Genomic DNA, 26,528 nt, shown 5'->3' with positions numbered 1-26,528 from the left:
TGCGCTGCTTATTCTGGTACCCGGATTCGGAGAAAGTCGTCTGATCCCTGGTGGCGGTGAATCCTGTTTGGTTGGCGATGGCACTCTTATCGCTGATTTCGGGTAAAGGCGATTGGGCTTACTGAGCGCTTACTTCAGTTTGTAAGCCAGTACGTAGTCCCCGATGGTGGTTCCAACAGAGCCGTGCCCACCGGCAACCTGCACCACCATCTGCTCACCCTGGCTGTTCAGATAGGTCATGGGGGTGGCCTGGCCCCCTGCCGGCAGACGGGCCCGCCACAGTTCTTCACCATCCGTCAGATTGTAGGCACGAAGGTAGTTATCCACGGTGGCTGCAAGGAATACCACACCACCGCGGGTGATGATGGGGCCGCCGATGCCTGGCACACCCAGCTCCAGAGGTATTGGAATGGGGGCCATATCTTTAATGGTGCCATTTTTGTGCTTCCACACGATTTCACCGGTACGCAGGTCCGCGCCCGCCACATAGCCCCAGGGTGGACGTTGGCAGGGAATACCCAGGGGCGACATCAGGGGCTTTATTTCGACGGCGTATTCCGCCCCCGCATTTTCATTCAGTCCCTGTTCACCCTGGTTGGTAGGGCCCATGGGGGTGTTATTGTCTTTGGGTACCAGCCTCTGAATGAACGCCATGTACAGCGGCATGCCAAACATCACCTGGCGCTCCGGATCAACAGCAATGCCGCCCCAGTTGAACACGCCGAAATTGCCGGGGTAGACAAGGGTGCCCTGGACCGAAGGCGGAGTATAGATGCCTTCGTAACGCAGGGACTGGAACCTGATACGGCAGACCATCTGGTCAATGGCGCTGGCGCCCCACATATCGGAGGCTTTCAGGGTTGGGGGCCGAAAGCTCAGGGCAGATACTGGCTGGGTCGCGGCGGCATAGTCGCCCTCAATAGTGCCCTGGGGGGCTGACTGTTCCGTAATGGGAATCAGTGGCTCGCCGGTTTCCCGGTTGAGTACGTACACATCTCCTTGTTTGGTGGGTACCACCAGTCCCGGTTGCAGACCCTGTTCTGTTTGTATATCCACCAGACTGGGCTGGGCTGGCGTATCCATATCCCAGAGGTCGTGATGAACAAACTGCTGCACCCACGCAACCTGTCCGGTTTCCAGGCTGAGAGCGACCACCGAAGATGAGTAGATTTCTTCCTCCGGGGTGCGGTACATCCCCAATTGGTCCGGCGTGCGATTCCCCATGGGGAAATAGACCAGGCCGAGCTCTTCGTCCGCGCTGGCCACGGCCCAGCTGTTGGGTGAACTGGTGGAGTAGGTGTCGTTCTCGCCAATAGGTTGCGTCTGGTCCGGATTTGCAGGGTCCCAGTTCCAGACCAGCTTACCGGTCTTGACGTCGTAGGCACGGATAACGCCAGACGGTGAGTTGATGGCGTAGTTATCATTGACCGCCCCGGCGACGACTACCACGCCGTTGGCAACCACTGGCGGGGACGTGGAGTAATAAAAACCATCTTGCTTGTGGGGCATGTTGTGCATCAGATTCAGCGATCCGTCGTCAGCAAAATTGCTGCAGCGGGCGCCGGTAACCGGGTCCAGTGCCAACAGGCGGGCATCAGAGGTCGGCAGGAAAAGCTGGGAGTCGCATTTCCTGCTGGCCTGACTTTCTGCCGGTGACTGGAGGGTTTTTACCTCCGGAATATCATCGAGTCCCGCGCTTGGAGGAAGGTAGGACACGCCACGACAGGTTTGGTGTTGGCGCTGGCTCTCGGAAGGCACCCTGGAATTGTAGACCCAGCGTTCTTTTCCGGTATCCGCATCCAGTGCCACCAGCCAGTTATGGGGAGTACACAGGTATAGCGTATTGCCCACTTTCAGGGGTGTGGCTTCGTAGGTGGTTTCGCCGACATCGTCCGGGCCCTTAAGGTCGCCGGTCTGGTATTGCCAGGCCAGCTCCAAATCACTGACATTTTCCGGTGTAATCTGGTCCAGCGGGGAATAGCGCTGGCCGAGGTTGCTACGCCCATAACTGAACCAGTCGCCCTGAGGTACGTCCCCGAGCCGGGGATTTGGAACCACAGCATCGGTGGTGAGCTCTCCTTCGATGCGGTGGGCGTCGTAAGGAATACTGGCCACAGTGAACAGGCCCACTCCAATCCAGACAATGGCAAGCGTGACAGCGCCATGCCGACGACCCGGCGCACCGGGAAACAGCAGCGGAATAGCCAGCAGCAGCAGAACCCCCAGCCGCGACGCTAAGGGCCACCAGTCGAACCCTGCTTCCCAATAGGCCCAGACGGCGGTGGCTGCCAGCAGCAATGCGTAAAGGGTCTGTGCGAAGGTGCGCCGGGGCTTCACCAGCAAGGCGATTATTATCAGTGTCGTCCCGGCCAGAGCGTAGTACCAGCTGCCCCCGAGGGTAATAAGCCAGACGCCCCCTACCAACATGGGAAGGCCGAATACAACAAGTAATATCGCGAGCAGGATCATAGTCCGTTCCCGGGGTCATACAATTTGCAGCTATACATTCAAGCTAAGTAGGCCTGAATAGCAGCGTCAAGTTTAAATCGCCGCAATGTAAGCGGTTTCCGGCGGGGCGCCTGCTTCTGTGCCCGACAGGAGGGGGCCAAAATCTGGGCGGTAGTTATAATTACAGTGGTAAGGAAAAGCAGATTGAAATTGTGGACACACTCAGGGCACCGTTTGGGCGCAGCCAATAAAAAAGGCCCCACGCTTTCACGTAAGGCCTTGAAAAATATGGCGCGCCCGACAGGATTCGAACCTGCGACCACTGCCTTCGTAGGGCGGGAATTTCACACGGCGAGATGAGATGTTAGTCGGCATAAAGTCTGTTTTTAAACAGCTTATGACCGCTGTGCTAAAAAGATAAAAACCCTTTTAAAACCGATATTTACACGTTTTACGCCACTTGCGGGCACACGATTGTCCGGTTTCTGGTGTCGAACTTTGCCCAATTTGAGTTCTGCCTAAACCGCTATTTCTCGATGAATTTGCCGAAATGCAGTGCCACGCGACTCTAAAAATTGTCCGGTCTCAAGTGTCGCATTTTGCCAGCAGTTCTGACTGCTGAGGCATCGGTTCAGCTCCACCGGCTTAATTTGTACTACATATACGAAGTTGTAAAGTAATGAGAGCCGTCAAGAAACGTGACTGGCTGACTATGGGCTACTCACACAGCTAAAGCATCAGTTATAGCGGATGCTTACTTTTAGCTTTCCTAGGACTTTGACAATCTGGAAAGCCATTAAATAAAATTTTTCACATTCCCTGCACAATTGGTCCTTTGCCACCATTGATCTTCGCAACTCCCTCTTTGATTGAGGCTTATTGTCGTAGCGACCCGTGTCAAGGTTTAACCAATGTCCATTAGCAGATCACTATAACTCGCTTATGGCGGCAATATTACAACCTACGTTGGTGTCCGGAATCATTGATCCACTACAATTGCACAGTATGTAAAAATAAAAAACGCCGTGAAACCATATCCCACGGCGTTTCCAGTCAGTCACATGACGACACAGTTTTTACTCTATTCTTAGCATGGGCGGGACTTCTGAAATTCAGGAGCAAACGGCAGACAGCGCTTTGTTGTAGCTCTTGCCAATCTCGCTGTCGAAATAAGACAGAGATTTCTCTTCCAGTCCGTAAAGCTTCGATGGCTGGCCCTTCGCCGCAATCGATCGCTTCTCTCCGGTTTCTGCCAGTAGTCCCGTATTTACCCACCGACTGAACACCGTTTGTTTCTTCACGCAGATACCAAAGATATTGTACGCTTCAACGATCTGACGCACGGCAACCTTCTCGGGGAGCAGGTAGAGCAGTAACGACGAGTATTTGATTTTGTTCAGGAACGCTTCGTAAGCGATGTTCACGAGCTTCTGATGATCAAAAGGCAGAGGGTATTTTCCGGCCAGAATCGACTCGATGGGTTCCCATTTAATTCCGTCCTGCTGATCCAGTTCGGCCATGTCCGGGCGATTGAACAGACATAGAAATGGAATCGTCACTGACCACCCCAGTGATGCGTCCCGGGTCACACTTCCTTCCGGAGGGAGCTTCTCCAGATGACTTGGCAAGAAGCCAACCTTGCCTTTTAGAATGCGGGTTACGGCATCGCCCAGGGTTTCATCTGAATCACCCCCGTCAGACGCAGGTTCTTCCCATACCCAACCTCCCACAAGGGCGTATCGACCGCTCTCTGGCCCCTTCTGGCGCTCTTGCAGCATGACTTCCGGCAGCCCGGATTCCGGGTTCAGGCGCAGGCAAATAAAATCGAGCGTGACAACCATGAAGGCGTCTCCAGTGAGTAAGTGTTGATCTAAGAATACCATCCGAACTTTTTCTGTCAAATCAATTGACACAAGCGAGGCTAGACGCTAAGTTTATCGTCAAATGAATTGACTAAAGAGTAGAGCGATGAGCGCAACCGTCGACAAATCACTGTTCCGCCAGCAAACCATCACCAGCGCGATGGATACCGACGCCTACAAGTTGCACATGCAGCAGGTCGTTTTCGAAAAGTACGCAGCGGTGATCGTGAAGTACAAATTCCAGTGCCGGACCGATGAAAACCTGGCGCAATATGCCGGCGAGATTCGCAAAGCCTTGCATGATCTCGACGGGCTGGGTTTTACCGAAGACGAATTGATGTACCTAAGCAAAATCCGGTTCCTCAAACCAGCCTTTATCGACTTCCTGCGCCAGTACCGCTTCGATCCCAAGCGCTACCTGTCAATCCGGGTGGAGCAGGGCGAGCTGGTCATTGAGTGCGACGGCCCGTGGCTCTATGCCATCCTGTTCGAGATCCCGGTACTGGCTATCGTTAGTGAAGTTCGCAACCGTCGCCGGTACGGCAATGTCGGTGAGGACCAGTTTCAGGATGTGCTCTATGAAAAGGTCGAACACCTGAAATTGGAGCTGGATCGTCGCGGCATTGAATCATTCAAGTTTGCCGACTTCGGTACCCGCCGCCGCTTCTCCTACACCGTGCAGAACCGCGTGGTGGGCTATCTGGCCAAAACACTGCCCGATAACTTCATCGGCACCAGCAATTACCACTTGGCCCAGGAATACAATCTCACAGCCATCGGCACTATGGCGCACGAGTACCTGCAGGCACATCAGGCGTTTGTAAATGTCGCCCAGTCACAAAAAGAAGCTCTGGAAGTGTGGAATCAGGTCTACCGCGGTCGCCTGGGTGTTGCCCTGACCGATTGCATCACCGCTGATGCCTTCCTGGCGGACTTTGATTATTTGTTCTCGGTGCTGTTCTCCGGTGTGCGCCACGACAGCGGTGACCCGATCATTTGGGGCGAAAAGTTCATCGCCCACTATGAGGCCTTGGGCATCGACCCGATGACGAAAACGCTGGTGTTCAGTGACGGCCTGAATTTCGATCGAGCTTTGGATATCGCGGAACATTTTCAGGGTAGAATTCAGACGAGCTTTGGCATTGGAACGTTTCTGAGCAACGACTTGGGCGACTACGTGACACCCGACGGTGACGCTTACAAGCCTCTGAATATTGTTATGAAGATGGTTAAGTGCAATGGCATGCCCGTGGCGAAGATCAGCGATGAGCCCGGCAAGAGCATGTGTGATGACCCTGTGTACCTGGCCAACCTGAAAGCCCGGTTTAACGTTCCATAAGGAGCCGACACACAATAAGCAAGGAGTTCTGACATGACATGCATTGCCGCTTTTGACGTAGACGCACAGAAGACGTTCACGCCTCTGTGCCCGAATGAGCTGCCGGTACCGGAAGGTGACCAAATCGTCGATGAGTTGAACGCTCAGGCCGAGCTGGCCGCTTTCCGGGTTGGTTCCCGGGATGCTCACCCCTCAAATGCAAAGTGGATCGCCGACACGCCCGAAGACGTGTTCAGTAAGGTCGAGGGCGAAAATGTCGACATTAAGTGGCCTCGGCACGCGGAACTGGGAACCTTCGGTTTCGAGTTGCTGGACGGCCTGCCGCACCCCGTCACCGGTTACGACTTTATGGTGAACAAAGGTCTGGACCCGGACTGCCACCCATATGGTGCCTGCTATCACGATCTGGGTGATACCGTGACCACGGGTGTTATCGAATTCCTCGAAAGCAAGGGCGTGACCGTTGTCATTGTTGGTGGTTTGGCGTTTGATTACTGCGTCGCCAAAACCGTTCTACAGTTAAGAGGCGCCGGGTTCCAGGTCATCGTTAATCTGGCAGCCGTTCGGGGTATCGCTGAGGACAGCATTGAGCAGGCGATGACCGACATGAAGCAGGCCGGTGCCGAGTTCGCCAACAATGCGGACGACGTCGAGCGACTGCTGCCACGGTAGGGGGTTTCGGCAGTGCCTTTAACCTCTGATCCTACCAAAGTGTGTGCAGCACACAGACCTCTCAACCCGCTACGGAAAACGCTACCTTTGCCATCGCTATTTCTCGGTGAGGCTTATCCGGTAGCCCGAAAAGATAAGCCTATTCAAGGGCTCTCGATCTAAGGGCTCTTCATTTAAGGATTTTCAATGGCCATTAAGAAAAACGAACTCTATTCCTCCCTTTGGGCCAGTTGCGACGAGTTGCGTGGCGGTATGGACGCCAGCCAGTACAAAGATTACGTGCTGACTCTGCTGTTTATGAAGTACGTGTCTGACAAATACAGAGGTGACCCCTATGGCATGATTGTAGTGCCACAGGGCGCCAGTTTTGACGACATGATTGCCCTGAAGGGTGATAAAGAAATCGGCGACAAGATCAACAAAATCATCAGCGCTCTGGCCGAAGAAAACGACCTGAAAGGCGTGATCGACGTCGCCGATTTCAACGACGAGGAAAAGATCGGCAAAGGCAAAGAAATGGTGGATCGCCTCACCAAACTGATCGGCACCTTTGAAGGTTTGGACATGAGTTCCAACCGTGCCGATGGTGATGACCTGCTGGGCGACGCCTACGAGTACCTTATGCGCCACTTCGCCACCGAGTCAGGCAAGTCAAAAGGCCAGTTTTATACCCCCTCGGAAGTGTCGCGCATTCTGGCTAAGGTGATTGGCATCACCAGCGACACAGCGCAAGACGCCAGCGTGTACGACCCTACCTGCGGGTCTGGCTCGCTGCTGCTAAAAGCCAATGACGAAGCGCCCCGTGGACTGAGTATTTACGGCCAGGAAATGGACAATGCCACCAGCGCACTGGCACGCATGAATATGATTTTGCACGACAACGCCACCGCCAAAATCGTGCAGGGCAACACCCTGAGCAGCCCGGAATGGAAAGATGCCAACGGCAAACTGAAAACTTTTGATTTTGCCGTGGCCAACCCGCCGTTTTCCAACAAAAACTGGACCAGTGGCCTGAATCCCCACGAAGACGAGTTTGGCCGTTTCGTTTGGGGTATACCGCCGGAGAAGAACGGCGACTACACCTTTTTATTGCACATTATAAAAAGCCTGAAAAGCACCGGAAAAGGCGCAGTGATTCTGCCCCACGGCGTGCTGTTCCGTGGCAACGCCGAGTCGCGCATCCGTGAAAACCTGATCAAACAGGGCTACATCAAAGGCATTATCGGCCTGCCCGCCAACCTGTTTTACGGCACCGGTATTCCCGCCTGCATCATCGTGATCGACAAAGACGATGCTCAGGCCCGTAAAGGCTTGTTTATGGTAGACGCCAGCAAAGGCTTTATGAAAGAGGGCAACAAAAACCGCCTGCGCAGCCAGGACATTCACAAAATCGTGGATGTGTTTACCAAGTACTTGGAATTGCCAGGTTTCAGCCGCGTAGTGCCGCTGGCGGAGATAGTCAGCAACGACTACAACCTGAACATTCCCCGCTACATCGACAGCAGCGAGCCGGAAGACCAGCACGACCTGAGCGCCCACTTGCAAGGCGGTATTCCCAACCGCGACATAGACGCGATGGATAACTACTGGCAAGTGTTCGCCAGCCTTCGCGCCACGCTCTTTACCGGTGACCGGGCCGGCTACAGTAAAAGTCTGGTAGCTGCCAATAACGTAAAAAGCACCATCTTAAATCATCACGAATTCAAAGCCTTTGCCGGCCAAAGCCTGGAGCCGTTCACCGCCTGGAGTGAGAGCGCTGCGCTGAAGAGCATCGCCATCGGTGACAAACCCAAACAGCTGATTCACGACATCAGTGAAGCATTGCTAAACCGCTACGCCGGAAGGCCCCTGCTGAGCAAATACGATATCTACCAGATTCTGATGGATTACTGGGCAGAGGTGATGCAAGACGACGTGTATGTGCTGGCGCAGGACGGCTGGCCAGCGGGCAAGGTGCTGCGCGAACTGGTGGCCCGGAAAGGTGAAAAGCTAAAAGAAACCTCGGACCTGACCATCAATAAAATCAAATACAAAGCCGAGCTGATCCCGCCGGCCTTGATTGTTCAGCGTTACTTTGCCGCTGAGCAGGCTCAGCTCGATGTGCTGCAAGCCAAGCTGGATAACGCCACCCAAGAACTGGACAGCTTTATTGAAGAAAACAGCGCTGAGGACGGCGGCCTGGCGGACGCGCTGAACGACAAAGATAAAGTCACCAAGGTCAGCGTGACGGCGCGGTTGAAACTGGCAGCAGACCCCGAAGAAAGAGCCGCGCTAAAACAGGTACAAAAACTCTTTGATGCCGAAACGCGCGGCAAGAAAGCCGTGAAAGACGCACAGGATGCATTGGACTTGGCCGTGTTCAAACATTACCCCAGCCTGAACGAAGCCGACATCAAAGCGCTGATTGTTGACGACAAATGGCTCGCTATCTTGTGCGAGCGGATTGAGGCCGAAATAGAGCGCATTACCCAACAGCTGGCGAATCGGGTGAAACAACTGGACGAACGTTACGCGGAGCCACTGCCTGCCATCACCCAATCGGTTGAGCAGCTGAGCAATAAAGTTGCCGGGCACCTCAAAGCCATGGGCCTGGCGTTATGAATCAGCCGAGCCATACCAACCTGACGGGTTTGGTGGAACCCATAGCCCAGATTATTGAACAGGCGCGGGGCCAGGTTCGCCAAGCGGTGAATAGCGTAATGGTGCACAGCTACTGGCACATCGGCCAAATGATTGTTGAGCACGAACAGCAGGGCGCCAGCCGTGCTGAATACGGCAAGCAGCAATTACAGCAGCTATCCGCACAGCTTACCCAGCGCTTGGGGAAAGGCTTCGATATTCGCAACCTGCGCAACATGCGCGCGTTTTATCAAGGGTTTCCAATTCGGGACGCACTGCGTACCGAATCGGTGAAAGATTACCTGCGTGATCCGTACATTTTGGATTTTCTCAACCTGCAGGATAAAACCTACCAAGAGAGCGAGCTGGAACAGGCGATTATCAGCAATATCCAGCAGTTTCTGCTGGAGCTGGGTAAAGGCTTTGCTTTTGTGGAACGCCAACAGCGCATTCGTTTTGCTGATGAGGCGTGTTTTAAAGGTGTGAGCTACATCGACCTGGTGTTTTACAACTTCAAGCTCAAATGCTTTTTGCTGGTGGATTTAAAACTGGGCAAACTAAAACATCAGGATGTCGGCCAAATGGACACCTACGTGCGCCTCTACGACGAGCAGCATAAAGGAGCAGACGACAACCCCACCGTTGGCCTGGTGCTGTGCAGCGAGAAAAGCGAAGTAGTAGTGAAATACTCCGTGCTGTCAGAACAGAAACAACTGTTTTCCGCCAAGTACCTGCCGTATTTACCCACCGAAGAGCAGCTAAAGCACGAGCTTGAACGTGAGCGCGCTAACGTCATCGCCCAACTCACTGCCAGGAAAAATGATGATGAATAAGGATGTGGGTGTGGCAGAGGTGAGTCATGCGTATCTGATTGAGGCTGCGGAGAGGGCTGTGCCGATTGGGTATAAGCAGACTGGGGTTGGGGTTATACCGGAGGATTGGCTTGTTCTTTCGATTTCAGAGAACCACCAAGTTGCTACAGGAAATACTCCTCCCCCGTCTGATAAAAGTAACTATGGCGAGAGCTATCTTTTTGCCAGCCCCGCTGATTTAGGTGAAAAAAAGAATATTTATCAAACAGAGAAAATGCTTTCATTAAAAGGCTTTGCATTATCTAGGAGGTTTCCTGCCGGAAGCACTCTCTTCACCTGTATAGGTTCTACTATCGGGAAGACGGGATATGCTTGCTTTGACTTAACATCTAACCAGCAAATAAATGCAGTCTTTCCTAATCTTAATAATGACTCACACTTTACTTACTACGCTTTAACTTATTTGGCTCCTAGAGTGAAGGTTTTAGCCGGTGAGCAAGCTGTTCCGTTGGTAAATAAAACTGAGTTCGGTGAAACAAAATATCCATTACCATCTACAAAAATAGAACAAACTGCCATCGCCAATGCCCTATCCGATGTCGATGCACTGCTCAGCGAGTTAGAAAAACTCATCGCCAAAAAACAGGCGATCAAAACCGCGACCATGCAGCAACTGCTCACTGGCCGTACCCGCTTACCTCAATTCGCTCTGCGCAAGGATGGCTCAGTCAAAGGCTATAAGCAAAGTGAGTTGGGAGAGGTGCCGGAGGATTGGAGTGTTTTAACCTTAGGTGACGTTGGTAAGTTTAAAAATGGAATTAATAAAAGTGCAGATGATTTTGGGTATGGCTCGCCTTTTGTAAATTTAATGGATGTATTTGGTAAGCCTTCTATAAGCTGTATAGAGAATTTAGGTCTTATAAATTCTACTGACTTAGAAAAAAAAGAATATTCTCTTGAAAAAGGAGATATTTTATTTATACGCTCATCTGTCAAGCCTACAGGCGTGGGACTTACATCGGTTGTATTGAACGAATTAACTGAAACAGTTTATTCCGGTTTTCTTATACGATTTCGTAGTGGTGGTAAATTAGAAATAAATTTTAAAAAATACTGTTTTTATGATGAGGGGTTTAGGAAAAGGATAATTTCAGGTAGCACTGTCAGTGCAAATACAAATATTAATCAAGATGTTCTAAAGGCTATTCCAATAGCATTTCCTAGCTCAGTAAAAGAACAAACCGCCATCGCCACCATCCTCTCCAATATGGACGAAGAAATTCAGGCCCTCGAACAGCGCCTCAGCAAAACCCGCCAAATCAAACAAGGCATGATGCAGGAGCTGCTCACAGGCAGAACCCGATTGTTGCAGCTATCCGCGAAAGTGGCGGGCCAGAGTTATTAGAATGTAGTATTTGACGATTGGTACACTCCATTCTGGGCCTGATTTGCTTGACGGGTGGTTGATTGGCAGTGCGGATGTCAGCGGTTTTTGACTGGATTTTCTAGCTAGGTCATTGGCATATATAACAAATATTTGGTTGACCGATGGTTGACTGGGAAGTGCTGATGCAAGGGATTGAGCTATGACAACAGTAGGCCAGCGTGAGCGCGACACACAAAGCCGAGTGGTGCGGTTGTTTCAGGAAGACCTTGGCTATCGCTACCTGGGTAACTTGCAGGATCGAGAGGGCAATAAAAACATCGAAACCGGCGCGCTTACTTCGTGGCTTCAGCAGCGGGGTGTAAGCAGCGCGCTGATCACCCGTGCTATCCGCCAGTTAGACGCCGCCGCTGCGCTGGGTGAAGGCAAAAAGCTCTACTACGCCAATAAAGCGGTGTACCAGCTGTTGCGTTACGGTGTAAAAGACAAAGAAGGCGCCGGCGAACTGAATCAAACCGTGTGGCTAATCGACTGGCAAAACCCTGAAGCGAACGACTTTGCCATCGCAGAAGAAGTGTCCATCAAGGGCGAAAATAAAAAACGCCCAGACATTGTGCTCTATGTGAATGGCATCGCTTTGGGCGTGCTGGAACTGAAGCGGTCGTCGGTTGCTGTGTCAGAAGGCATTCACCAGAACCTGGATAACCAGAAAAAAGACTTTATCCGCAACTTCTTTACCACCATGAAGCTGGTGATGGCGGGCAACGATACCCAGGGGCTACGCTACGGCACCATTGAAACGTCCTCAAAATACTATCTGGAATGGATGGAAAGAGGACGTTACCAACGCCTATTCCAGCAAGCTGGATTTCCATTTAACGAAATGAGCGGAATTCCAATTCAAAATCTTTGATTTAGTGTTGGATGGATAGCGACTATTTGGATCGATCTTGGTTTTCGATGTGCACACGAATTGTGGCTTCTTTTCGTCGGTAAATTTCACTGTATAAATGATTGACACCAATTATTTCAAGTCCTAATATTATCAACATGAACAACGAGAAATCAACCCACATTCGCACCCAGCAAATCCTCATTCGAAAGCAGCATGAGGCGTTTCGCGGAGCCAGCGTTTGCACTCAGATTGTTCGCCGAATTAAGAACGCCACCTCTTATCTGATGCAGCACCATCCGGACGGCAAAGATCAGAGACTGTCGCATCGCGACGCTGATAAATGGCTGAAGAGAAACAACTCGGAACTGTACACCAAGCTCCCGTCGGCCATTGCCCAGCGGAGCACGCAGATTGTCGACCAGGAATGGAAGGCGTTTTTTGCCGCCTTATCGGCTTTCAAGAAAACACCTTCAGCCTTCAAAGCTCGACCTCAAAAACCACGTTACGCCCACAAAGCAGCCACCGTCCACATTGGACGAAACGGCTTCAAGTTTGTCGACGGCACGTTGTATTTTGCCAACGGTGTATTGCCACCGATCAAAACGCAGTTTCGGTTTTCACAAAAATGGAACGCGTCTGTCGGCGACACCGTTGCGCTTGAAGTCAGAATTGTACCCAGGGGCAACTGCTTCATTATCGAAATCATCTACAACGAATCAAAAATTGTGGAGGCGGGCAACTTTTGCCGTCTTCTCGACCAATCCCGCAAGGCCGGGATCGATTTAGGCATCAACAATCTTATCGCACTCGCAACCGATCAGCCGGGCGTTCGCCCTGTTCTGATCAACGGTAAAGCGCTGAAATCGATCAATGCCTGGTACAACAAACGTGTGGCCAAACTTCGCTCCCAAGGCAAATACGCCCACATTCGCGCCGTGACCAACAAACGCAATCGCCGGATAAAAGACCTGTTGCACAGAGCGTCCAGCAAGGTGATCGCTTATTGCCTGGAGAACAACATCGGGACGTTGGTCATCGGTTATAACAAACACTGGAAGCAAGAGGTCAACATTGGCCGCGTGAACAACCAGAAATTTGTCGGTATTCCGCATGCCACCCTGATGTCTCAAATCCAATATAAGTGCCACGGGCTGGGCATCACCACCGTTATTCAGGAAGAGTCGTACACTTCCAAAGCCTCCGCTTTGGATAATGACTTCCTGCCGGTTTACGGTGAAAAACCCAAAAACGTCTTACCACTATTCAGCGGAAAGCGAATCCGCCGAGGGCTGTATCAAAGCAAACACGGGATCATAAACGCCGACATTAACGGTGCTCTTAATATCCTGAGAAAAGCAACGGGTGAGGCCTTAGGGCTAGCCTGTAAGGGGTGCGTGTCCAACCCCATAATGATGGATTTGATACCACACAAATCCATCGTTATTAGAAGGGAAAATACTGCGCATCAGATCGCCGCGTAGTAGGTTTACCCAGATGCCAATTCAAAATCTTCGATTTAGTGTTGGTAGTTCACGTCGCACCTGTAACAAGCATCGTTTTTTACAGATTATTCATGACTTTATGGTATTTGACGCGGGCGTAAAGAAAACCTGCCGCCAAAATCAGTTTTTTGGCGTGGAGGCGGCCAAGCAACGCGTGGCAAAACGTGAAGGCGGTATTATCTGGCATGCCCAAGGCTCGGGTAAAAGTCTGACGATGGTGTGGCTGGCGAAGTGGATACGGGAACATGTGAAAGGCGGCCGTGTACTGATCATAACCGACCGCAGCGAGCTGGATGAGCAAATTGAAAAAGTATTCACCGGTGTAGACGAAGACATCTACCGTACCAAAAGCGGTGCTGATTTGATTGCTACCCTGAACCAACCCACGCCTTGGCTGGCCTGTTCCTTAGTGCACAAGTTTGGTCGCCAGTCCGACCGTGCTGACAATGCCGCCACGGACGCCTTTATTCACGAGTTGCGGCAGTCCTTGCCGACAGACTTTAAGGCGAAGGGCGATCTGTTTGTGTTTGTGGATGAATGCCACCGCACCCAGTCGGGCAAATTGCACGACGCCATGAAAGTGATTCTGCCAGAGGCGATGTTCGTCGGTTTTACCGGCACGCCACTGATGAAAAAAGACAAGAAAAGTCCATCGAAGTGTTTGGCTCTTACATCCACACCTACAAGTTTGATGAAGCGGTGGCCGACGGTGTGGTGCTGGATTTACGCTACGAAGCCCGCGATATTGACCAACACGTAACCTCGCAAAAAAAGGTGGATGACTGGTTTGAGGCCAAAACCCGCGGCTTGTCCAACCTGGGCAAAACTCAGCTGAAGCAAAAATGGGGCACCCTGCAAAAGGTGCTGTCCAGCAAGTCTCGCCTACAGCAAATTGTGAACGATATTCTGCTGGATATGGACACCAAGCCGCGCCTGATGAGCGGTTACGGCAATGCGATGCTGGTGTGTTCTAGTGTTTATCAGGCCTGCAAAGCTTATGAAATGTTCAGCCAGTCGGATTTGGCCGGCAAGGTGGCGATTGTCACCAGTTTTCAGCCAACAGCGGCCAGTATCAAAGGCGAAGAAACCGGCGAAGGCCTGACTGAAAAGCTGTTCAAGTACGATATTTACCGCAAAATGCTGGCGGATTATTTTGAGCAGCCCGAAGACAAAGCGGCTGCGCGGGTTGCCGAATTTGAGCTAGAGGTTAAGAAGCGGTTTGTGGACGAGCCGGGCCAAATGCGCCTGCTTATTGTGGTGGATAAACTGCTAACCGGGTTTGACGCGCCTTCGGCGACCTATCTTTACATCGACAAACAAATGCTCGATCACAATCTGTTTCAGGCGATTTGTCGGGTCAGTCAACCGTTTGGACGGCGACGACAAAGAATACGGCTACATCGTTGACTATAAAGACCTGTTTCGCTCACTCGACAAGGCGATTACGGACTACACCCAGGGTGCGTTTGATGGCTATGACGCGGAAGACGTCGCCGGCCTGCTAAAAAACCGGTTAGAGCAGGCAACGCAGGATTTAGACAGCGCACTGGAAATGGTGCGCGCTCTGTGTGAACCGGTTAAAGCACCGTGCAATACCCAAGACTACATCCATTATTTCTGTGGTGAGTCGGGCGCTGACCAAGATGACATTGGCGAAAAAGAATCGTTGCGCCTGACCCTTTACCAAAGCGTGGCTAAGCTGCTGCGAGCAGCCAATGAAATGTCGGATGCGGGTTATAACGCGCAGGATGCAGAGTCTGCGCGCAACCAGGTTGCCTATTATGAAAAAGTTCGCGACGAGGTGAAGCTGGGCAGTGGCGATTTGGTGAACATGAAGCGCTTTGAACCGGCGATGCGCCATTTGCTGGATATGTATATCCGTGCCGATGACAGCGAAACGCTGATGGACTTTGAAGAGCTGGGTTCACGAATATGGCGCATCTATTCAACCTCTCGATTTTCAGAGACAAAAAACCACTATAAACCGGCCATTTATCCGGCCATAACGGTTATTTTTCAGGTTGAGTAAAAATAATTAAAATGATCTATAATAATTAGATAGAGAGTATTAAATTCTAAATAAAGCGGACATTAAACCGGCCAAGTTATGACATCAAAGCTCGACATCACTCCCTTTATTCCTCAAGAGTCCGCGCTTCAACGGCATGGGATTTTTGATTTGGTGACCCAGCTTGATCGTCAGGCCGCACGGCTGACGGGCATGATGCCGACCGAAAGTGCCGACACAATCCGGCGTCACATGTCCGTCATTAACTCCTACTACTCCAATCTCATCGAAGGAAATCGAACGCTTCCCCATGAAATTCGGGAGGCTCAGCGTGGGTACTACAGCGAAGATCCGGTCAAACGGGATCATCAGCTGGAATCGGTCGCGCATATCAAGGTTCAGGAATGGATTGAAGGCCAGGAACTGACACTGGAAACGGTTTGTTCGACGGAGTTTATTCTCGCGCTTCACCGTCGGTTCTATGAGGAGCTTCCAGAGACTTTACGACAAGTACACGATGAGAGTGGGGTTGTCGCAATGGTTGAGCCGGGACACTGGCGGCAACAGAATGTGAAAGTCGGGAGACATATTCCTCCCGATGCCCAAGGGCTGGTGAGCTTGATGGAGGGGTTTTGTAATGAATATCGATCCGCCCGCTATTCAGGCCACAGCCGGCTGATCGGCTTAGCTTGCGCTCACCACCGTTTTTTATGGATTCACCCGTTTATGGACGGGAACGGTCGGGTAGTTCGGTTATGGACGGATGCCCTTTTCCGAGCGGTAGGCCTGGAAAGCTACGGCATCTGGTGCCTAAGCCGAGGGCTGGCACGTCAGTCTTCGGACTATAAAGCAGCCCTGGCGCAAGCGGATTACCCACGACAGGGTGAAACGGACGGTCGGGGCTATCTGAGCCAAGAGCGCCTGGCATTGTTCTGCAAATTCATTCTGGAAATCGCGCTGGATCAAGTTAGTTACATGACGGACTTGCTGGCTCTTGATGGGTTGCGCGCTAGAATGCGAAGTTATATCGAGGCTCGAAATGATGGTCGCATTCCTGGAATGATCGGTAAGCACAAGCCCATAACAGCACTGCTACTCTACAATGCGTTCCTGGCGGGCTCTCTGGAAAGGGCTGATGCCATTGAACTAACAGGGATGCCTGAACGCAGCGCTCGCCGCTTACTTGCACAACTAAAAGAAGATGGCTTGCTCAGCGAAACCAGTAGCCGATCCCCTTTAAAGTGGGAGATCCCAGAGCACGCAGAACCGTTTTATTTTCCGCAGCTCGCACCAGGTGCTTAGTGGTACGTGCGCCATCGAATGGGTTGGCGTTACCTGACGCGAGTGTCTAAAGCAATAGCTCGGACTCTAAAGGTGGCTGTCCCAAAGCCACGGACTGATTTCTTCGTGATAATCACGGCGCAGGACGTAGACGCTTTTTCCTTTCAGTTTGCCCACAAAATTCGAGATCGAATGTTAAGAGTGAACGCTGGCAATCAGGTGAACGTGATCGCCTTCTCCTTTGCACTCGATTAACTCCTTTCCCATTTGTTCGCAGGTTTCTCGAAAGATGGCTTCCCGCCAACAATGCTTGAAAACAAAATTACAGCTTTACTTGTAGAGATGAAATGCCAATCTGCTAATATTACAAGAATACTTGGAATATGGAATCTGTATGAATCTAACTTTACAAGTACATTGGGAAAATGAGTGGCACGATGCTGGCACCGTTCGGTTCCGTAAACCCGAAAATGGATTGCTTGGCGACCCTTTTTTCTCCTATGACACCAGATACACCGTAAATGCCCTGGAATATCTGGGTGATTTCAATGCGGAGAACCTGATCGATAAAACTGCAGTGGGTGTGAACCTGCCCTGCCATTTTGGCGGGGACTACCTCAATGGCGAAATTGCTCCTATATTACGCGACATTATTCCGCAAGGAGCCAGCAGGCGTCTGTGGGTGAAAATGATGGGTTACAGCCGTGATCCGGAGCAGACCATTGATACGCGATTGCTGTCTGAGGGATGCATTGCGCCGATTGGCAATCTGAGAATCAAAGAAGCGGCTGAGGCGTTCGCTGAACGACTGGCGGCGGCAGCGCCGGCTGTGCGGTTCACGCGAGAGCAGGTTTGCAGGCGCGCCGATAATCTGATTGAACACGCTCACAACCTTGGTATTGCAATCGGTGGCGCTACTGGTGCCGGTGGTGATGCCCCGAAACTGCTGATGGTTGAAACCCATGACGGCGATTTTGCGCTGGAAGGCACCGTCGCTGAGGCTGAAGTGAAGGAGCATTGGCTGGTCAAGTTCCCACGCGGGCGCAAGACCGAGGCGGATATGAACGTGCTCAAGGGCGAAGCGGCCATCTACAAGACACTCGAGCAAAGAAATTTCGACTCCATTAAAAACACCCGTATTGATGAGTGCAACGGTCAATACGCTTTATGGATGCCCCGTTTTGACCGAGAGGTGGTTGACGGGGTGATTGTGCGCAATGGCGTGGAGTCCATTTATTCCATGATGGGGAAGATTGGCGACGGAGCGGCTTTGGTTCATAACGACATCCTCGAAGCTCTGATTGAGAAGACGACCAAACCCCAAGCCAAGGATGCCCTGCTTGCTGACTATCTTGCTCGCGATCTTCTGAACTTTGCTGTTGGCAATAAGGACAATCATGGTCGCAATACCGCGTTGATTAAACGTGGAAAGGATATTGAACTCGCACCCGCTTATGATGTTGCGCCGATGGTTCTAGATCCTGAAGGCATTGCCATGACGACCCGATGGCCAAGGGAACTCTTACAATTAAATGGAGAACCGAACTATGTGGGGATTGTTGTTAAATACGCGGGTGACCTTGAGTTGGCTACGGATCTCCTGAGGGATCACCTGGTAAAGCTGGACAATATGACCGAAGCCTTGAGACGCAACGGGGCGCCGGAAGCAATGCTCAACGCCGGCAGGTTGAAGCTGAATCTGGCTGGCGAAGTGCTGATGGCTCTGAACACCCTGATTGAAGGTGGCCCGGCCCCGAGGTAACTGCTATGCCAAAACTCATGCAACCCGTAAGCAGTGAAGAGCGAATCCGAGCACGCGAAGAAATCTTTGCCGCGCTTGACCGCGGTGACCTCGAACTGGGTGGCGCGATCCGGCGTATGCGCCGTGAATGGACAGGCCTGAGCCAAGGACGCTTTGGCAAGATTGCAGGACTATCAGCCAATACGATGTCGGCCGTGGAACGGGATGCGGAAAGCGCGACAGTCAAAACGCTTAACCAGATTCTCAAACGCTTTGGGATGCGCCTGACACTGCGCCAAATTTCAGCAATTCCAAGTGATCATTAACGGAATTTGGAAAATCGGTGCGTATTCCAGCCAAGCATGTTCGCATTGTGGCCACGCTGAAAAAAGCAACCGCCCGTCGCAAGGCGCTGTTTTCCGATCTTGGCTCGAGAGCGGTGTTTTGCTTGCCTTCGCTGGCTACATCCTGTCCGTGGATACCGCCGTTGCGCTGCGCTCCATGCCACTCAAGATAGGAGCCGTATGCGTTAGTAGCGCACGTACGGATCTGTGCAGGGGGTGTCGGGTGACCGGCATTCCTACTGCGACCTCAGGTACATCCTTGTGACGGTGTCCGGCAAGGGCGCGGGTGATCGGGTGCCTGGCAGGGACTAAATGCTCTCTCTTTCGGCTTGACCCCACTCAGTTGGTTCACTAAATTACTGTTTAAATACAGTAAATGGACGAAAGGTATGGATGGACCCAAGCGAGTTAGCCACGACCAGAATTTCAAAAACCTTATCATTGATTATCCACGGCAAGCCATTGAGCTTTTCAGCCCCGAAGAGGCCAGGCACATTGGCCCGAGAGCACGGGTTGTTCCATTGCGCCAAGAGCAGTTAAAAGAGCGGCTTGGTGAGCGCTTTCGCGAGCTGGATGTACCGCTGATGGTGGAATGGCCGGGCGGTGAGCACGCTGGAGCCAGACCCCGAGAAGCAATTGAAGTATATTGACTTCATCGACATCTACTCAGCCCTGGATGATAATGAAACGGAACAATATAAAGCGCAATACCCGCAGGAGAGCAACACCATGGCCACCTTGAGTGAGCGGTTACGAGCGGAAGGCATGCAAAAGGGCATGCAGCAAGGTGTAGAACAAGGCATGCAACAAGGCGTAGAACAAGGCATGCAGCAAGGTGAAGCCGCCGCTTTGAAAAAGCTGATCAGCCTGAAATTCGGTGAGCTTCCCCACTGGGCCGAAGCGCAAATTCAATCTGCCGGTGTTCCAGAACTGGAGGTCTGGCTGGAAGCTATATTGACCTCGGATACGTTGGAGTCATTGCTAAATCGGCATTAACGAAACGGCCTACCTGGATTTTCAATCATCGAATCAGGACATTCCGTAGAGCTCTTCGGTTTATGACTTTCTGGATGAAATCTCTATGGAATGGCAGCGGGAGCCGAGTGGCAGTAGTAAGGGGCAGCATTAATCCACGGAAGGAGAAGGCTTGTATGTATTCAGAACGCTTTGGGCGGGAAGTTAAAATTACTCGCCACGCAATGCAGAGAATGCGCACGCGATGTATAACGGATCTTGAGCTGGCGCTATTGATTGAGGAAGGGCAAACTCGTAACAAGGATGAGTATAGATTATGGGTTGCTCATCGCTTTGAGGAGCGGCTTGATAATATGTTGTGCGCGCCAGTAGTTCTGGAAGAAAAATTTTTGATAGTTAAAACAGTAATGCACCATTTTTCATGGGAGGGCTGAGAACAATGCACACCATCTATGATGAAGCCGATGATATCCTTACAGTCCATCTAAGCGACAAACAGATTGTGAAAGAGATTTCACAGGATTGGAGCACCCACTTAAGTTATGCAGCCGATGGTTCCATCGTTGAGGTTGTAGTGCTTGACGCACACAAAAATGGTGCGTGGCCTTTGGTGAAAACTCACGCTGCGTAATGGTGGTTTTAATTGCTGATAGGCCAGAGCTGAATATTCACAATAAGCGGTAAGGGACTATAATTGACCTAAAACACCATGGAGCGGTGACAGGCGTAACCGGTTCCTGCCACGAGCTGGCCGATGCTGGCACTGTTCTTATTCCTGCCTTCAGTTTGGCCAAACTTAGGAATTGCTCTACGAAATTGAAGGCCTGATTCACGAATTCGGCCAAACGGTCGAATCATAAATCTATCCTCGGTTAGTGGATTTCGGGCCGGGGTAGGCCGCACTGCATATGGCACTTCTAAGGCCGCGATTGCCGGTTTGACTCGGCAAATGGCTTTGGAGCTAGGTCGGAACGGAATCACTGTTAACTCAATCGCTCCTGGCGCCACATTTACTGCAATGACCGATGATATATATACGGATGAAACGTTGGCCTCGTTGCTGCCGATGATCCCTGCCGGATTTCTCGCCGATCCCGAAGATATTGCGATCGCTATCGTCTTTTTGGCTTCTCGTCAGGCGCGTTACGTTAATGGCCACACCTTGCCCGTTGATGGCGGCTATCTGGCTTCGGGGATGCAACAAACTGCCTCGCTTTCGGTTTGATTATGGTTTAAACCGACGCTTGAATAGACTAATTCATCAAGCCGATGATAGCTTGGTTCGAAAATTACGTTTTATCGAATGGCATTTAACTGTCGTAATAAATGACTTAAGGCTACCCCTCTTTGCTAGCCTGGTTGTCTATTTGGTAATGGGTCTGTAATGGTCGTTGTTATATTTCGTTAAATGAATGTTGATCGGGTTACAGATTGGGGTAAAGCGCCTTCTGGAGAATTTAGGGAACGAAAGCGATGCTTTTCTATGTTTGCTCCTGATCACGTAACCAGCGAGCCTGAATGCCAAGATAGTTTGCCCTCTCCAGGCTCTTCTTGAATTTATCTTTTCGATTATTCTTGGCATGGGCTTCAAGATATTGGTTGACCAGTTTGTACTGGTTCTCACCAGCTCGGTATTTGGCGTGCGTAATAGCCGCTTTAAAGTAGCGTATGGCTTAGAAAAATTGCCCCGCACGATACGCGCAAGCCGCCTCTATCCAAGATGTTAACTAACACAACTAATCCTCTTCACAGGACGCAGCCAGTTCTCGTTTGAACCGTACAGCATTGGCTGGCGAGATATCGGAGCTGTTCTTTAGCATAAATTCTTTTTAGTAGGCGTGGAAAATCCGGATCTTTGATGACTGGACGCTCACATAAAACAGGCTTTGTTAGGTCGTTAAAAAACCCCCTTCCAATGGAAGGGGAAAGGACACACAATCTTAAATCCGAACTAAGTTACAGTACACAGTAAGTGCCTGAAAATAATGCAAATACAGACTGGCCGGTTATGTGATGACCAAACCAAATAAATCACTACCATCAATCACGAGTTGTGACGGCCGGGCACTTGCGAATTTGGTCACGCAATAGGATGCGCAGGTTCAAATTCTGCAGGCTGCGTAATACTTCGAAATGGCTTTACGTGGAAGCATAAAACCCCTTCTGTGTTCGGATAATATTCGCAGGTGCCACCAACTCTTAGTGAAAAAAACATAAGTGACGCCTAACTTTTTTCAACGTAACTATTCGAGTAGGATCGGCACTAGCATCATAAGCCCGAGCAGGCGTGACCGTTGTCCACAACAATCTCAGACCCCGTCATAGCTCTCCCCGCATCAGAAGCAAGCAACAAAAGAGCCCCATCCAAATCTTGAACCTGGCAGAATTTACGCGCTGGAATACGTTTTTTCAGTTTTTCGCCGCCATCGCTTTCCAAAAATTTCCGATTTATCTCCGTCATAACATAGCCCGGCGCCAAAGAGTTAACGCGCACGCCATAGCGTGCGAGCTCCAGGGCCAGCGACCGGGTCAAATGAGCTAGGCCAGCTTTGGCAGCACAATAGGGCCCAACGCCACCGGCTACACGGCTGGACAGGATAGAGGTCACATTTATGATACTACCGCCGCCATTTTTGACCATCCAGCGTGCCCCCTCTTGGGCTACCATCCAAGCGCCCTTGAGGTTAGTTTGTAAAATGCTGTCCCAATCGTCATCGGTGTAATCCAACGCAGCCTTGGTGTCACTCACTCCGGCGTTATTCACCACAACATCTAGCCCGCCGAACTGATCATTAAGAGCGTCAAGACAGGCAATTACGGACTTGCGTGACGATACGTCCAAAGCCAATGCGACCGCTTCACCACCATCAGAGCGAATCTCTTCGACTAACGTCTGAAGCCGATCTGTCCGCCGCGCCGCAACTGCAACTCTTGCACCCGCTCGTGCCAGCATTCGCGCAAAATGTCGCCCAAGCCCGCTTGAAGCACCCGTGACCAACACACGCTTGCCCGTCATGCTAAAAAGATTATTAATATCAGACATAATTATCCTTCTGCCCTATCCGCCTTACGGGCAATAATTTTCCGCGCCAAACTCATACGATGTACTTCGTTTGGTCCATCGTAAATACGGAAACCCCTAGCGTCTTTAAAGATTCGTTCTACGATATTTTCGCTTGAAACACCTTGTCCCCCAAGGATTTGAACACTCCGATCAATTACTCGCCAAATAGCCTCAGAACTGATGACCTTGGCCATGCTGGACTCGCGATTACCGCGCTCACCTTTGTCTAATATCCAAGCGCAGTGCAAGATGGAAAGCCGTGTGGTCAACATATCCATTTCGTTGTCAGCTAACATAAACCCAACGCCCTGGTGCTCGCCTAAACGCTTACCAAAAGATTCTCGTGTCCGAGCATACTGGCACGCTTCATCGTGGGCCCGCTGCGCAGCTCCCAGCCAACGCATACAATGTGTAAGGCGCGCAGGCGCCAAACGAATTTGCGCGTAGCGAAATCCTTTGCCAAGCTCGCCAAGTATATCGGTTGCTGGCACGCGTAGATTCTCGAAGCGAACAACCCCGTGCCCGCCAGTAAAGCAGGAGTCCATAACGTCCATCAGCCGTTCAACAATGAATCCGGGCCGGCTGGTATCGGTTAAAAACATGGTCGCATTGCCATCTTCTGTTTTGGCCATAATGATTGCAAAGCTGGCCCCTTCAGCACCTGTGATAAACCATTTTTCGCCGTTAATAACGTAGTCATCGCCGTCACGAACCGCTGTTGTTTCCAACATTGAAGGGTCAGATCCTGCGCCGGGTGCGGGCTCAGTCATCGCAAAACAAGACCGCGTTTTGCCTTCAACCATAGGGCGAAGCCAACGCTCTTTTTGCTCTTCCGAAGCTACTACGTCCATCAGATGCACGTTACCCTCATCTGGCGCGTGTATATTCATCGCCGTAGGACCCAAAGGGGAATATCCGGCTTCTTCAAAAATCACTGCTTTTGCAACATGGGAAAGCCCGGCACCACCCATCTCCCGCGAGGCATGAAGAGTAAGCAGCCCGTGTTTACGCGCGTTGGCAACCAGTTCGTCGCGTAGAGCTTCGGTTGGCCCGTGTGGCGTTTGTCGCGAATCAGACTCCATAGGCATCACTTCTTCAGTAATAAAGCGGCGTACCTTTGCTTGCAATGCTTTGATGTCGTCACTTAATTCAAAATTCATGTTGATCTCCTGATCGCTTAATCCATTAGTTATTGATGCGCTGACACTTTATTGAATTTCACATCCGCGACATGGACTGAGCCAGTCGCTCCATCACAGTCGAACGTTCGCCGGTCTTGAGGGGGTTGTATGGCGTAAAATTCAGCAGGCGCACGTACGCCGTTATTGAAGAATCATCGCCAGAGCGATCAATATCGACGATATTAATGCAGGCGTGATCTTGCTCAAGAAGAGGGAGCGCCGATAAATTTCCATTCATCAGCCATGAAATCAGGACACGGTTCACCGCGTCGTGGCTGGCGATTACAAGATTCTGCCACTGCAAATCAGCAAGTATCGAGCGAAACCAATCCAGAACTCTTGTGCCGAAATCGCTCCATCGTTCGCCCCGCAAAAAACCAGCCTCTGGCCGAAGAGACAGGTGGTACGCTCCGGCGACTTCCGTGCTGTAAACATCGCGCGGTAGTTGGCTAAGGCGGCCCCCACGAATCTCTCTTAATTCAGGTGTTGTCTCAGTGAAAACATGAGTGGAAGCTCCTGATAGCGCCATCTCAAGTGTTTGTATGGCTCTTGGATAGTCAGAGCTAATGGCCCTATCAAAGGTTATGTCTTTCAGGAAGTCACTCAGAGCCAATGCCTGAGCCTCACCATCAGTGGACAGCGGGACATTACGCGGATCCAGTGGGCGACCCGAATCGTCAAAATAACTTACGTGTCCGTGCCGAATCAGGTACAACCGGCGGCGTCCCGAACCTGAATAGTCTTTCGAATGCGGCGTCACTATCGCTGCCCTCCCGATGATTGGGTGGCTTTCGGGTTACTTATCTTTAGCGCGTTGTAGACCGTCTCCGTTAAAGCTACCTGAAGTTTTTCTTGCTGGGCGCCAGGGGTATCAAACACACCGGCTCGAATAGCTCTCGCTATGGCACGGCGCGCGTCGAAAGAGGATGTAGAACTAACAGCAATGGACTCTGGCAAAACCTTGGAAAATAACTCGACCTCAGTCTGACTTTGAGCTGCAGCTTCGCGAGCCGCAATGCCCATAGCACTGGCGATCATGCGCACCTCATAGCGTAAGTGCTCGGGAACTGATGGAAAAACATCATTCATAAGGGTTTCACGAGCGGCAGCAAGCAGCTCCGACGCATCCGGACGATTCATCAGTGGCCTCCTATCAATGTCAAAATATTGTGTTCAAGCTCCGGAACCATGCGCCCTGTTAGCGCAAGCTCCAGCGAATGCTGCTGGCCTGATAGATGGCGCTCCGCTTGTTGAACGGCAATTATGGCCCATCGAACGTGTGCCATAATTTGCCAGTAGCGAAGCTCTTCCGACGATATTTCACGCGGGCATATGTCGGAGTATCCCGCCATCAGATCGCTCACATCGCCAATTCCGCCGGCCACGTTGGCGTTATTGCCAAAGCGCCAACACTTTGCGGTTAGCCATCCAATATCTTCGCGCCAATCTCCCCAAGCCGTAAACTCCCAGTCCAGAATCCCCGAAACCGATCCCTGATCAACCATGAAATTACCGGTTCGAAAATCACGATGGATAAGACAGGGTTCGATGGGATTCGGTTTGTTTGTGTGCAACCAACGTAACCCCCATTCGATAACAGGGAACGCTTGAGGCAGCTCATCCAAAAAATCAAGATACTGCTCAATAATTGATCTTGCTGGGTCAGCTCCAGGGGCAGGTAGAAAAGCGAGCGACTCTCTAGGGGGGCGTATGGCGTGAAGCTTCGCCAGATTTCGCCCTAGCTCACGACAGAGTGCGGATCGATCCGGAACCAGTGAATCGTCTTTCACCAAACGGTGGCCAGCGGCTGCACCACCCACCGCCTGCATGACAAAAAACTCACGCCCAATAACATCTAAATCACTACAGAGCCACAAAGGCGCAGGCACCTGAACACCAGCTTCGTAAACAGCTTTGAGTACAGCGTATTCATGCCCGCGAGACATACTCACCTGTACAACAGACGAGGAGTCTGTTCGTAACACCCACCTATTCTCGCCAGCGAAATCACCGCCTTGCACAAGAACACTTAGCAGCCAGTTCTCTTGAATGGCGCCGCCAGAAAGACGCTTCATATCAGTGATCTTAGCTTTGCCATTCAAAACGACATTTGAGAAATATCGTTCCAGGCTTTGTTGCCAACCCTGTGGCGCCCCCGGAATATCCTGTTGCGAAGCTAAGCTATTCTGCGAAATGTCCATTAGCTACCCTCTTTGAAGTCATGTTTCTATACCCTGTCTGCTAGCAAGTACGGTGCCAGCTGCCAAGATTTATATTTTTTGTTTAAATTCAAGCCTCTGAAATCGGTTGAAAGAATAGAATAGTAAGTTCAAATGTTGATGGTTCATCAATGAAACGTTTAAAGTCACTTTTGAAATACTCGCATTACAGCTAGGATGGA

Annotated in this window: 26 protein-coding genes; 18 read left to right on the top strand and 8 right to left on the bottom strand. The window is 51.2% G+C overall.

Going from position 1 to position 26,528, the window contains the following annotated elements; all coding sequences use genetic code 11:
• Positions 1-129: 129 nt before the first annotated feature.
• Together ATG98_RS05410 and ATG98_RS05405 are read right to left on the bottom strand one after the other, a co-directional pair.
• Positions 130-2,469 carry a membrane-bound PQQ-dependent dehydrogenase, glucose/quinate/shikimate family gene (locus ATG98_RS05410; protein ID WP_098422327.1) on the bottom strand — a complete coding sequence of 780 codons (2,340 nt, stop codon included), beginning with the start codon at positions 2,467-2,469 and terminating at the stop codon, positions 130-132.
• 1,091 nt (positions 2,470-3,560) lie between these two features.
• Positions 3,561-4,289 (bottom strand): NUDIX hydrolase, encoded by a 729-nt coding sequence (locus ATG98_RS05405; RefSeq protein ID WP_098422326.1) that lies wholly within the window; start codon positions 4,287-4,289, stop codon positions 3,561-3,563.
• A gap of 127 nt (positions 4,290-4,416) precedes the next feature.
• On the opposite strand from ATG98_RS05405, the gene pncB reads away from it, so the two are divergent.
• The 11 genes from pncB (at position 4,417) to ATG98_RS05360 (ending at position 16,843) form a co-directional block, all read left to right on the top strand.
• Complete coding sequence (gene pncB, locus ATG98_RS05400) at positions 4,417-5,649, top strand: nicotinate phosphoribosyltransferase (protein WP_098422325.1); 1,233 nt, start codon at positions 4,417-4,419, stop codon at positions 5,647-5,649.
• Positions 5,650-5,682: 33 nt separating this feature from the next.
• Positions 5,683-6,321, top strand: a complete 639-nt coding sequence (locus ATG98_RS05395; protein WP_098422324.1) for an isochorismatase family protein — start codon at positions 5,683-5,685, stop codon at positions 6,319-6,321.
• A gap of 186 nt (positions 6,322-6,507) precedes the next feature.
• Positions 6,508-8,922, top strand: a complete 2,415-nt coding sequence (locus ATG98_RS05390) for a type I restriction-modification system subunit M (RefSeq protein WP_098422323.1) — start codon at positions 6,508-6,510, stop codon at positions 8,920-8,922.
• Entirely contained in the window at positions 8,919-9,773 is an 855-nt protein-coding gene (locus ATG98_RS05385; RefSeq protein WP_098422322.1) for a PDDEXK nuclease domain-containing protein, read from the top strand. The genes ATG98_RS05390 and ATG98_RS05385 overlap by 4 nt, the downstream gene beginning before the upstream one ends.
• Positions 9,763-11,157, top strand: a complete 1,395-nt coding sequence (locus tag ATG98_RS05380; protein ID WP_179888055.1) for a restriction endonuclease subunit S — start codon at positions 9,763-9,765, stop codon at positions 11,155-11,157. The genes ATG98_RS05385 and ATG98_RS05380 overlap by 11 nt, the downstream gene beginning before the upstream one ends.
• Positions 11,158-11,338: 181 nt before the next feature.
• Complete coding sequence (locus ATG98_RS05375) at positions 11,339-12,049, top strand: type I restriction endonuclease (protein ID WP_218925832.1); 711 nt, start codon at positions 11,339-11,341, stop codon at positions 12,047-12,049.
• 137 nt (positions 12,050-12,186) lie between these two features.
• Positions 12,187-13,512 carry an RNA-guided endonuclease InsQ/TnpB family protein gene (locus ATG98_RS05370; protein WP_098422320.1) on the top strand — a complete coding sequence of 442 codons (1,326 nt, stop codon included), beginning with the start codon at positions 12,187-12,189 and terminating at the stop codon, positions 13,510-13,512.
• A 100-nt stretch (positions 13,513-13,612) separates the two neighbouring features.
• On the top strand, positions 13,613-14,293 hold the full coding sequence (locus ATG98_RS22685; protein ID WP_267283827.1) for a DEAD/DEAH box helicase family protein: 681 nt from the start codon (positions 13,613-13,615) through the stop codon (positions 14,291-14,293).
• A complete protein-coding gene (locus ATG98_RS22680; RefSeq protein ID WP_267283826.1) occupies positions 14,191-14,940 on the top strand; it encodes a type I restriction enzyme subunit R domain-containing protein in 750 nt (249 codons plus the stop codon). Before ATG98_RS22685 ends, ATG98_RS22680 begins: the two co-directional genes overlap by 103 nt.
• The gene (locus ATG98_RS22210; RefSeq protein WP_228706022.1) at positions 14,903-15,562 is read left to right on the top strand and encodes a hypothetical protein; all 660 of its coding nucleotides are present in this window, start codon (positions 14,903-14,905) and stop codon (positions 15,560-15,562) included. Before ATG98_RS22680 ends, ATG98_RS22210 begins: the two co-directional genes overlap by 38 nt.
• 78 nt (positions 15,563-15,640) lie before the next feature.
• Positions 15,641-16,843, top strand: coding sequence for a Fic family protein (locus tag ATG98_RS05360; RefSeq protein ID WP_098422319.1), 1,203 nt, complete (start codon positions 15,641-15,643; stop codon positions 16,841-16,843).
• A 174-nt stretch (positions 16,844-17,017) separates the two neighbouring features.
• On the opposite strand, the gene ATG98_RS22205 is transcribed toward ATG98_RS05360, so the two are convergent.
• Positions 17,018-17,113 (bottom strand): hypothetical protein, encoded by a 96-nt coding sequence (locus ATG98_RS22205; RefSeq protein ID WP_228706248.1) that lies wholly within the window; start codon positions 17,111-17,113, stop codon positions 17,018-17,020.
• An 85-nt stretch (positions 17,114-17,198) separates the two neighbouring features.
• On the opposite strand from ATG98_RS22205, the gene ATG98_RS05350 reads away from it, so the two are divergent.
• The 7 genes from ATG98_RS05350 to ATG98_RS05325 all read left to right on the top strand — a co-directional run bounded on the left by ATG98_RS05350 (position 17,199) and on the right by ATG98_RS05325 (position 21,107).
• The gene (locus ATG98_RS05350) at positions 17,199-18,584 is read left to right on the top strand and encodes a HipA domain-containing protein (RefSeq protein ID WP_228706021.1); all 1,386 of its coding nucleotides are present in this window, start codon (positions 17,199-17,201) and stop codon (positions 18,582-18,584) included.
• A gap of 5 nt (positions 18,585-18,589) precedes the next feature.
• Complete coding sequence (locus ATG98_RS05345; RefSeq protein WP_098419807.1) at positions 18,590-18,889, top strand: helix-turn-helix domain-containing protein; 300 nt, start codon at positions 18,590-18,592, stop codon at positions 18,887-18,889.
• 407 nt (positions 18,890-19,296) lie between these two features.
• A complete protein-coding gene (locus ATG98_RS22195; RefSeq protein ID WP_228706020.1) occupies positions 19,297-19,557 on the top strand; it encodes a hypothetical protein in 261 nt (86 codons plus the stop codon).
• A complete protein-coding gene (locus ATG98_RS22190; protein WP_228706019.1) occupies positions 19,544-19,903 on the top strand; it encodes a DUF4351 domain-containing protein in 360 nt (119 codons plus the stop codon). Before ATG98_RS22195 ends, ATG98_RS22190 begins: the two co-directional genes overlap by 14 nt.
• A 155-nt stretch (positions 19,904-20,058) precedes the next feature.
• Positions 20,059-20,316: a DUF4258 domain-containing protein gene (locus ATG98_RS05335; RefSeq protein WP_218925831.1), complete on the top strand. Its 258-nt coding sequence runs from the start codon at positions 20,059-20,061 to the stop codon at positions 20,314-20,316.
• A gap of 5 nt (positions 20,317-20,321) precedes the next feature.
• Positions 20,322-20,513 (top strand): DUF2283 domain-containing protein, encoded by a 192-nt coding sequence (locus ATG98_RS05330; protein WP_098422317.1) that lies wholly within the window; start codon positions 20,322-20,324, stop codon positions 20,511-20,513.
• A gap of 204 nt (positions 20,514-20,717) precedes the next feature.
• Positions 20,718-21,107: an SDR family NAD(P)-dependent oxidoreductase gene (locus ATG98_RS05325; RefSeq protein ID WP_098422316.1), complete on the top strand. Its 390-nt coding sequence runs from the start codon at positions 20,718-20,720 to the stop codon at positions 21,105-21,107.
• Positions 21,108-22,151: 1,044 nt separating this feature from the next.
• Here ATG98_RS05325 and ATG98_RS05320 read toward each other — a convergent pair.
• From ATG98_RS05320 to ATG98_RS05300, 5 genes are read right to left on the bottom strand one after another with little or no spacing between them, the layout of a single operon-like run.
• Entirely contained in the window at positions 22,152-22,928 is a 777-nt protein-coding gene (locus ATG98_RS05320) for an SDR family NAD(P)-dependent oxidoreductase (RefSeq protein ID WP_179888261.1), read from the bottom strand.
• On the bottom strand, positions 22,928-24,106 hold the full coding sequence (locus tag ATG98_RS05315; protein ID WP_098422314.1) for an acyl-CoA dehydrogenase family protein: 1,179 nt from the start codon (positions 24,104-24,106) through the stop codon (positions 22,928-22,930). The genes ATG98_RS05320 and ATG98_RS05315 overlap by 1 nt, the downstream gene beginning before the upstream one ends.
• A 58-nt stretch (positions 24,107-24,164) precedes the next feature.
• On the bottom strand, positions 24,165-24,887 hold the full coding sequence (locus ATG98_RS05310) for a histidine phosphatase family protein (RefSeq protein ID WP_228706018.1): 723 nt from the start codon (positions 24,885-24,887) through the stop codon (positions 24,165-24,167).
• On the bottom strand, positions 24,887-25,267 hold the full coding sequence (locus tag ATG98_RS05305) for a DUF6285 domain-containing protein (protein ID WP_098422313.1): 381 nt from the start codon (positions 25,265-25,267) through the stop codon (positions 24,887-24,889). Before ATG98_RS05305 ends, ATG98_RS05310 begins: the two co-directional genes overlap by 1 nt.
• Positions 25,267-26,328 (bottom strand): phosphotransferase family protein, encoded by a 1,062-nt coding sequence (locus ATG98_RS05300; RefSeq protein ID WP_098422312.1) that lies wholly within the window; start codon positions 26,326-26,328, stop codon positions 25,267-25,269. The genes ATG98_RS05305 and ATG98_RS05300 overlap by 1 nt, the downstream gene beginning before the upstream one ends.
• Positions 26,329-26,528 lie beyond the last annotated feature (200 nt).

It is taken from the genome of Marinobacter sp. LV10R520-4 (assembly GCF_002563815.1).
In the GTDB taxonomy this organism is placed as follows: Bacteria; Pseudomonadota; Gammaproteobacteria; order Pseudomonadales; family Oleiphilaceae; genus Marinobacter.
This window is presented reverse-complemented; position numbering and strand designations above follow the sequence as displayed.

What these genes read in the sequence shown, in the direction of transcription:
- ATG98_RS05410 (WP_098422327.1), bottom strand. Translation starts at nt 2,469, where the DNA reads ATGATCCTGCTCGCGATATTACTTGTTGTATTCGGCCTTCCCATGTTG.
- ATG98_RS05405 (WP_098422326.1), bottom strand. Translation starts at nt 4,289, where the DNA reads ATGGTTGTCACGCTCGATTTTATTTGCCTGCGCCTGAACCCGGAATCC.
- pncB (WP_098422325.1), top strand. Translation starts at nt 4,417, where the DNA reads ATGAGCGCAACCGTCGACAAATCACTGTTCCGCCAGCAAACCATCACC.
- ATG98_RS05330 (WP_098422317.1), top strand. Translation starts at nt 20,322, where the DNA reads ATGCACACCATCTATGATGAAGCCGATGATATCCTTACAGTCCATCTA.
- ATG98_RS22685 (WP_267283827.1), top strand. Translation starts at nt 13,613, where the DNA reads ATGGTATTTGACGCGGGCGTAAAGAAAACCTGCCGCCAAAATCAGTTT.
- ATG98_RS05315 (WP_098422314.1), bottom strand. Translation starts at nt 24,106, where the DNA reads ATGAATTTTGAATTAAGTGACGACATCAAAGCATTGCAAGCAAAGGTA.
- ATG98_RS05305 (WP_098422313.1), bottom strand. Translation starts at nt 25,267, where the DNA reads ATGAATCGTCCGGATGCGTCGGAGCTGCTTGCTGCCGCTCGTGAAACC.
- ATG98_RS05385 (WP_098422322.1), top strand. Translation starts at nt 8,919, where the DNA reads ATGAATCAGCCGAGCCATACCAACCTGACGGGTTTGGTGGAACCCATA.
- ATG98_RS05390 (WP_098422323.1), top strand. Translation starts at nt 6,508, where the DNA reads ATGGCCATTAAGAAAAACGAACTCTATTCCTCCCTTTGGGCCAGTTGC.
- ATG98_RS05335 (WP_218925831.1), top strand. Translation starts at nt 20,059, where the DNA reads ATGTATTCAGAACGCTTTGGGCGGGAAGTTAAAATTACTCGCCACGCA.
- ATG98_RS05380 (WP_179888055.1), top strand. Translation starts at nt 9,763, where the DNA reads ATGATGAATAAGGATGTGGGTGTGGCAGAGGTGAGTCATGCGTATCTG.
- ATG98_RS22195 (WP_228706020.1), top strand. Translation starts at nt 19,297, where the DNA reads ATGGATGGACCCAAGCGAGTTAGCCACGACCAGAATTTCAAAAACCTT.
- ATG98_RS05360 (WP_098422319.1), top strand. Translation starts at nt 15,641, where the DNA reads ATGACATCAAAGCTCGACATCACTCCCTTTATTCCTCAAGAGTCCGCG.
- ATG98_RS05370 (WP_098422320.1), top strand. Translation starts at nt 12,187, where the DNA reads ATGAACAACGAGAAATCAACCCACATTCGCACCCAGCAAATCCTCATT.
- ATG98_RS05345 (WP_098419807.1), top strand. Translation starts at nt 18,590, where the DNA reads ATGCCAAAACTCATGCAACCCGTAAGCAGTGAAGAGCGAATCCGAGCA.
- ATG98_RS05300 (WP_098422312.1), bottom strand. Translation starts at nt 26,328, where the DNA reads ATGGACATTTCGCAGAATAGCTTAGCTTCGCAACAGGATATTCCGGGG.
- ATG98_RS05395 (WP_098422324.1), top strand. Translation starts at nt 5,683, where the DNA reads ATGACATGCATTGCCGCTTTTGACGTAGACGCACAGAAGACGTTCACG.
- ATG98_RS05375 (WP_218925832.1), top strand. Translation starts at nt 11,339, where the DNA reads ATGACAACAGTAGGCCAGCGTGAGCGCGACACACAAAGCCGAGTGGTG.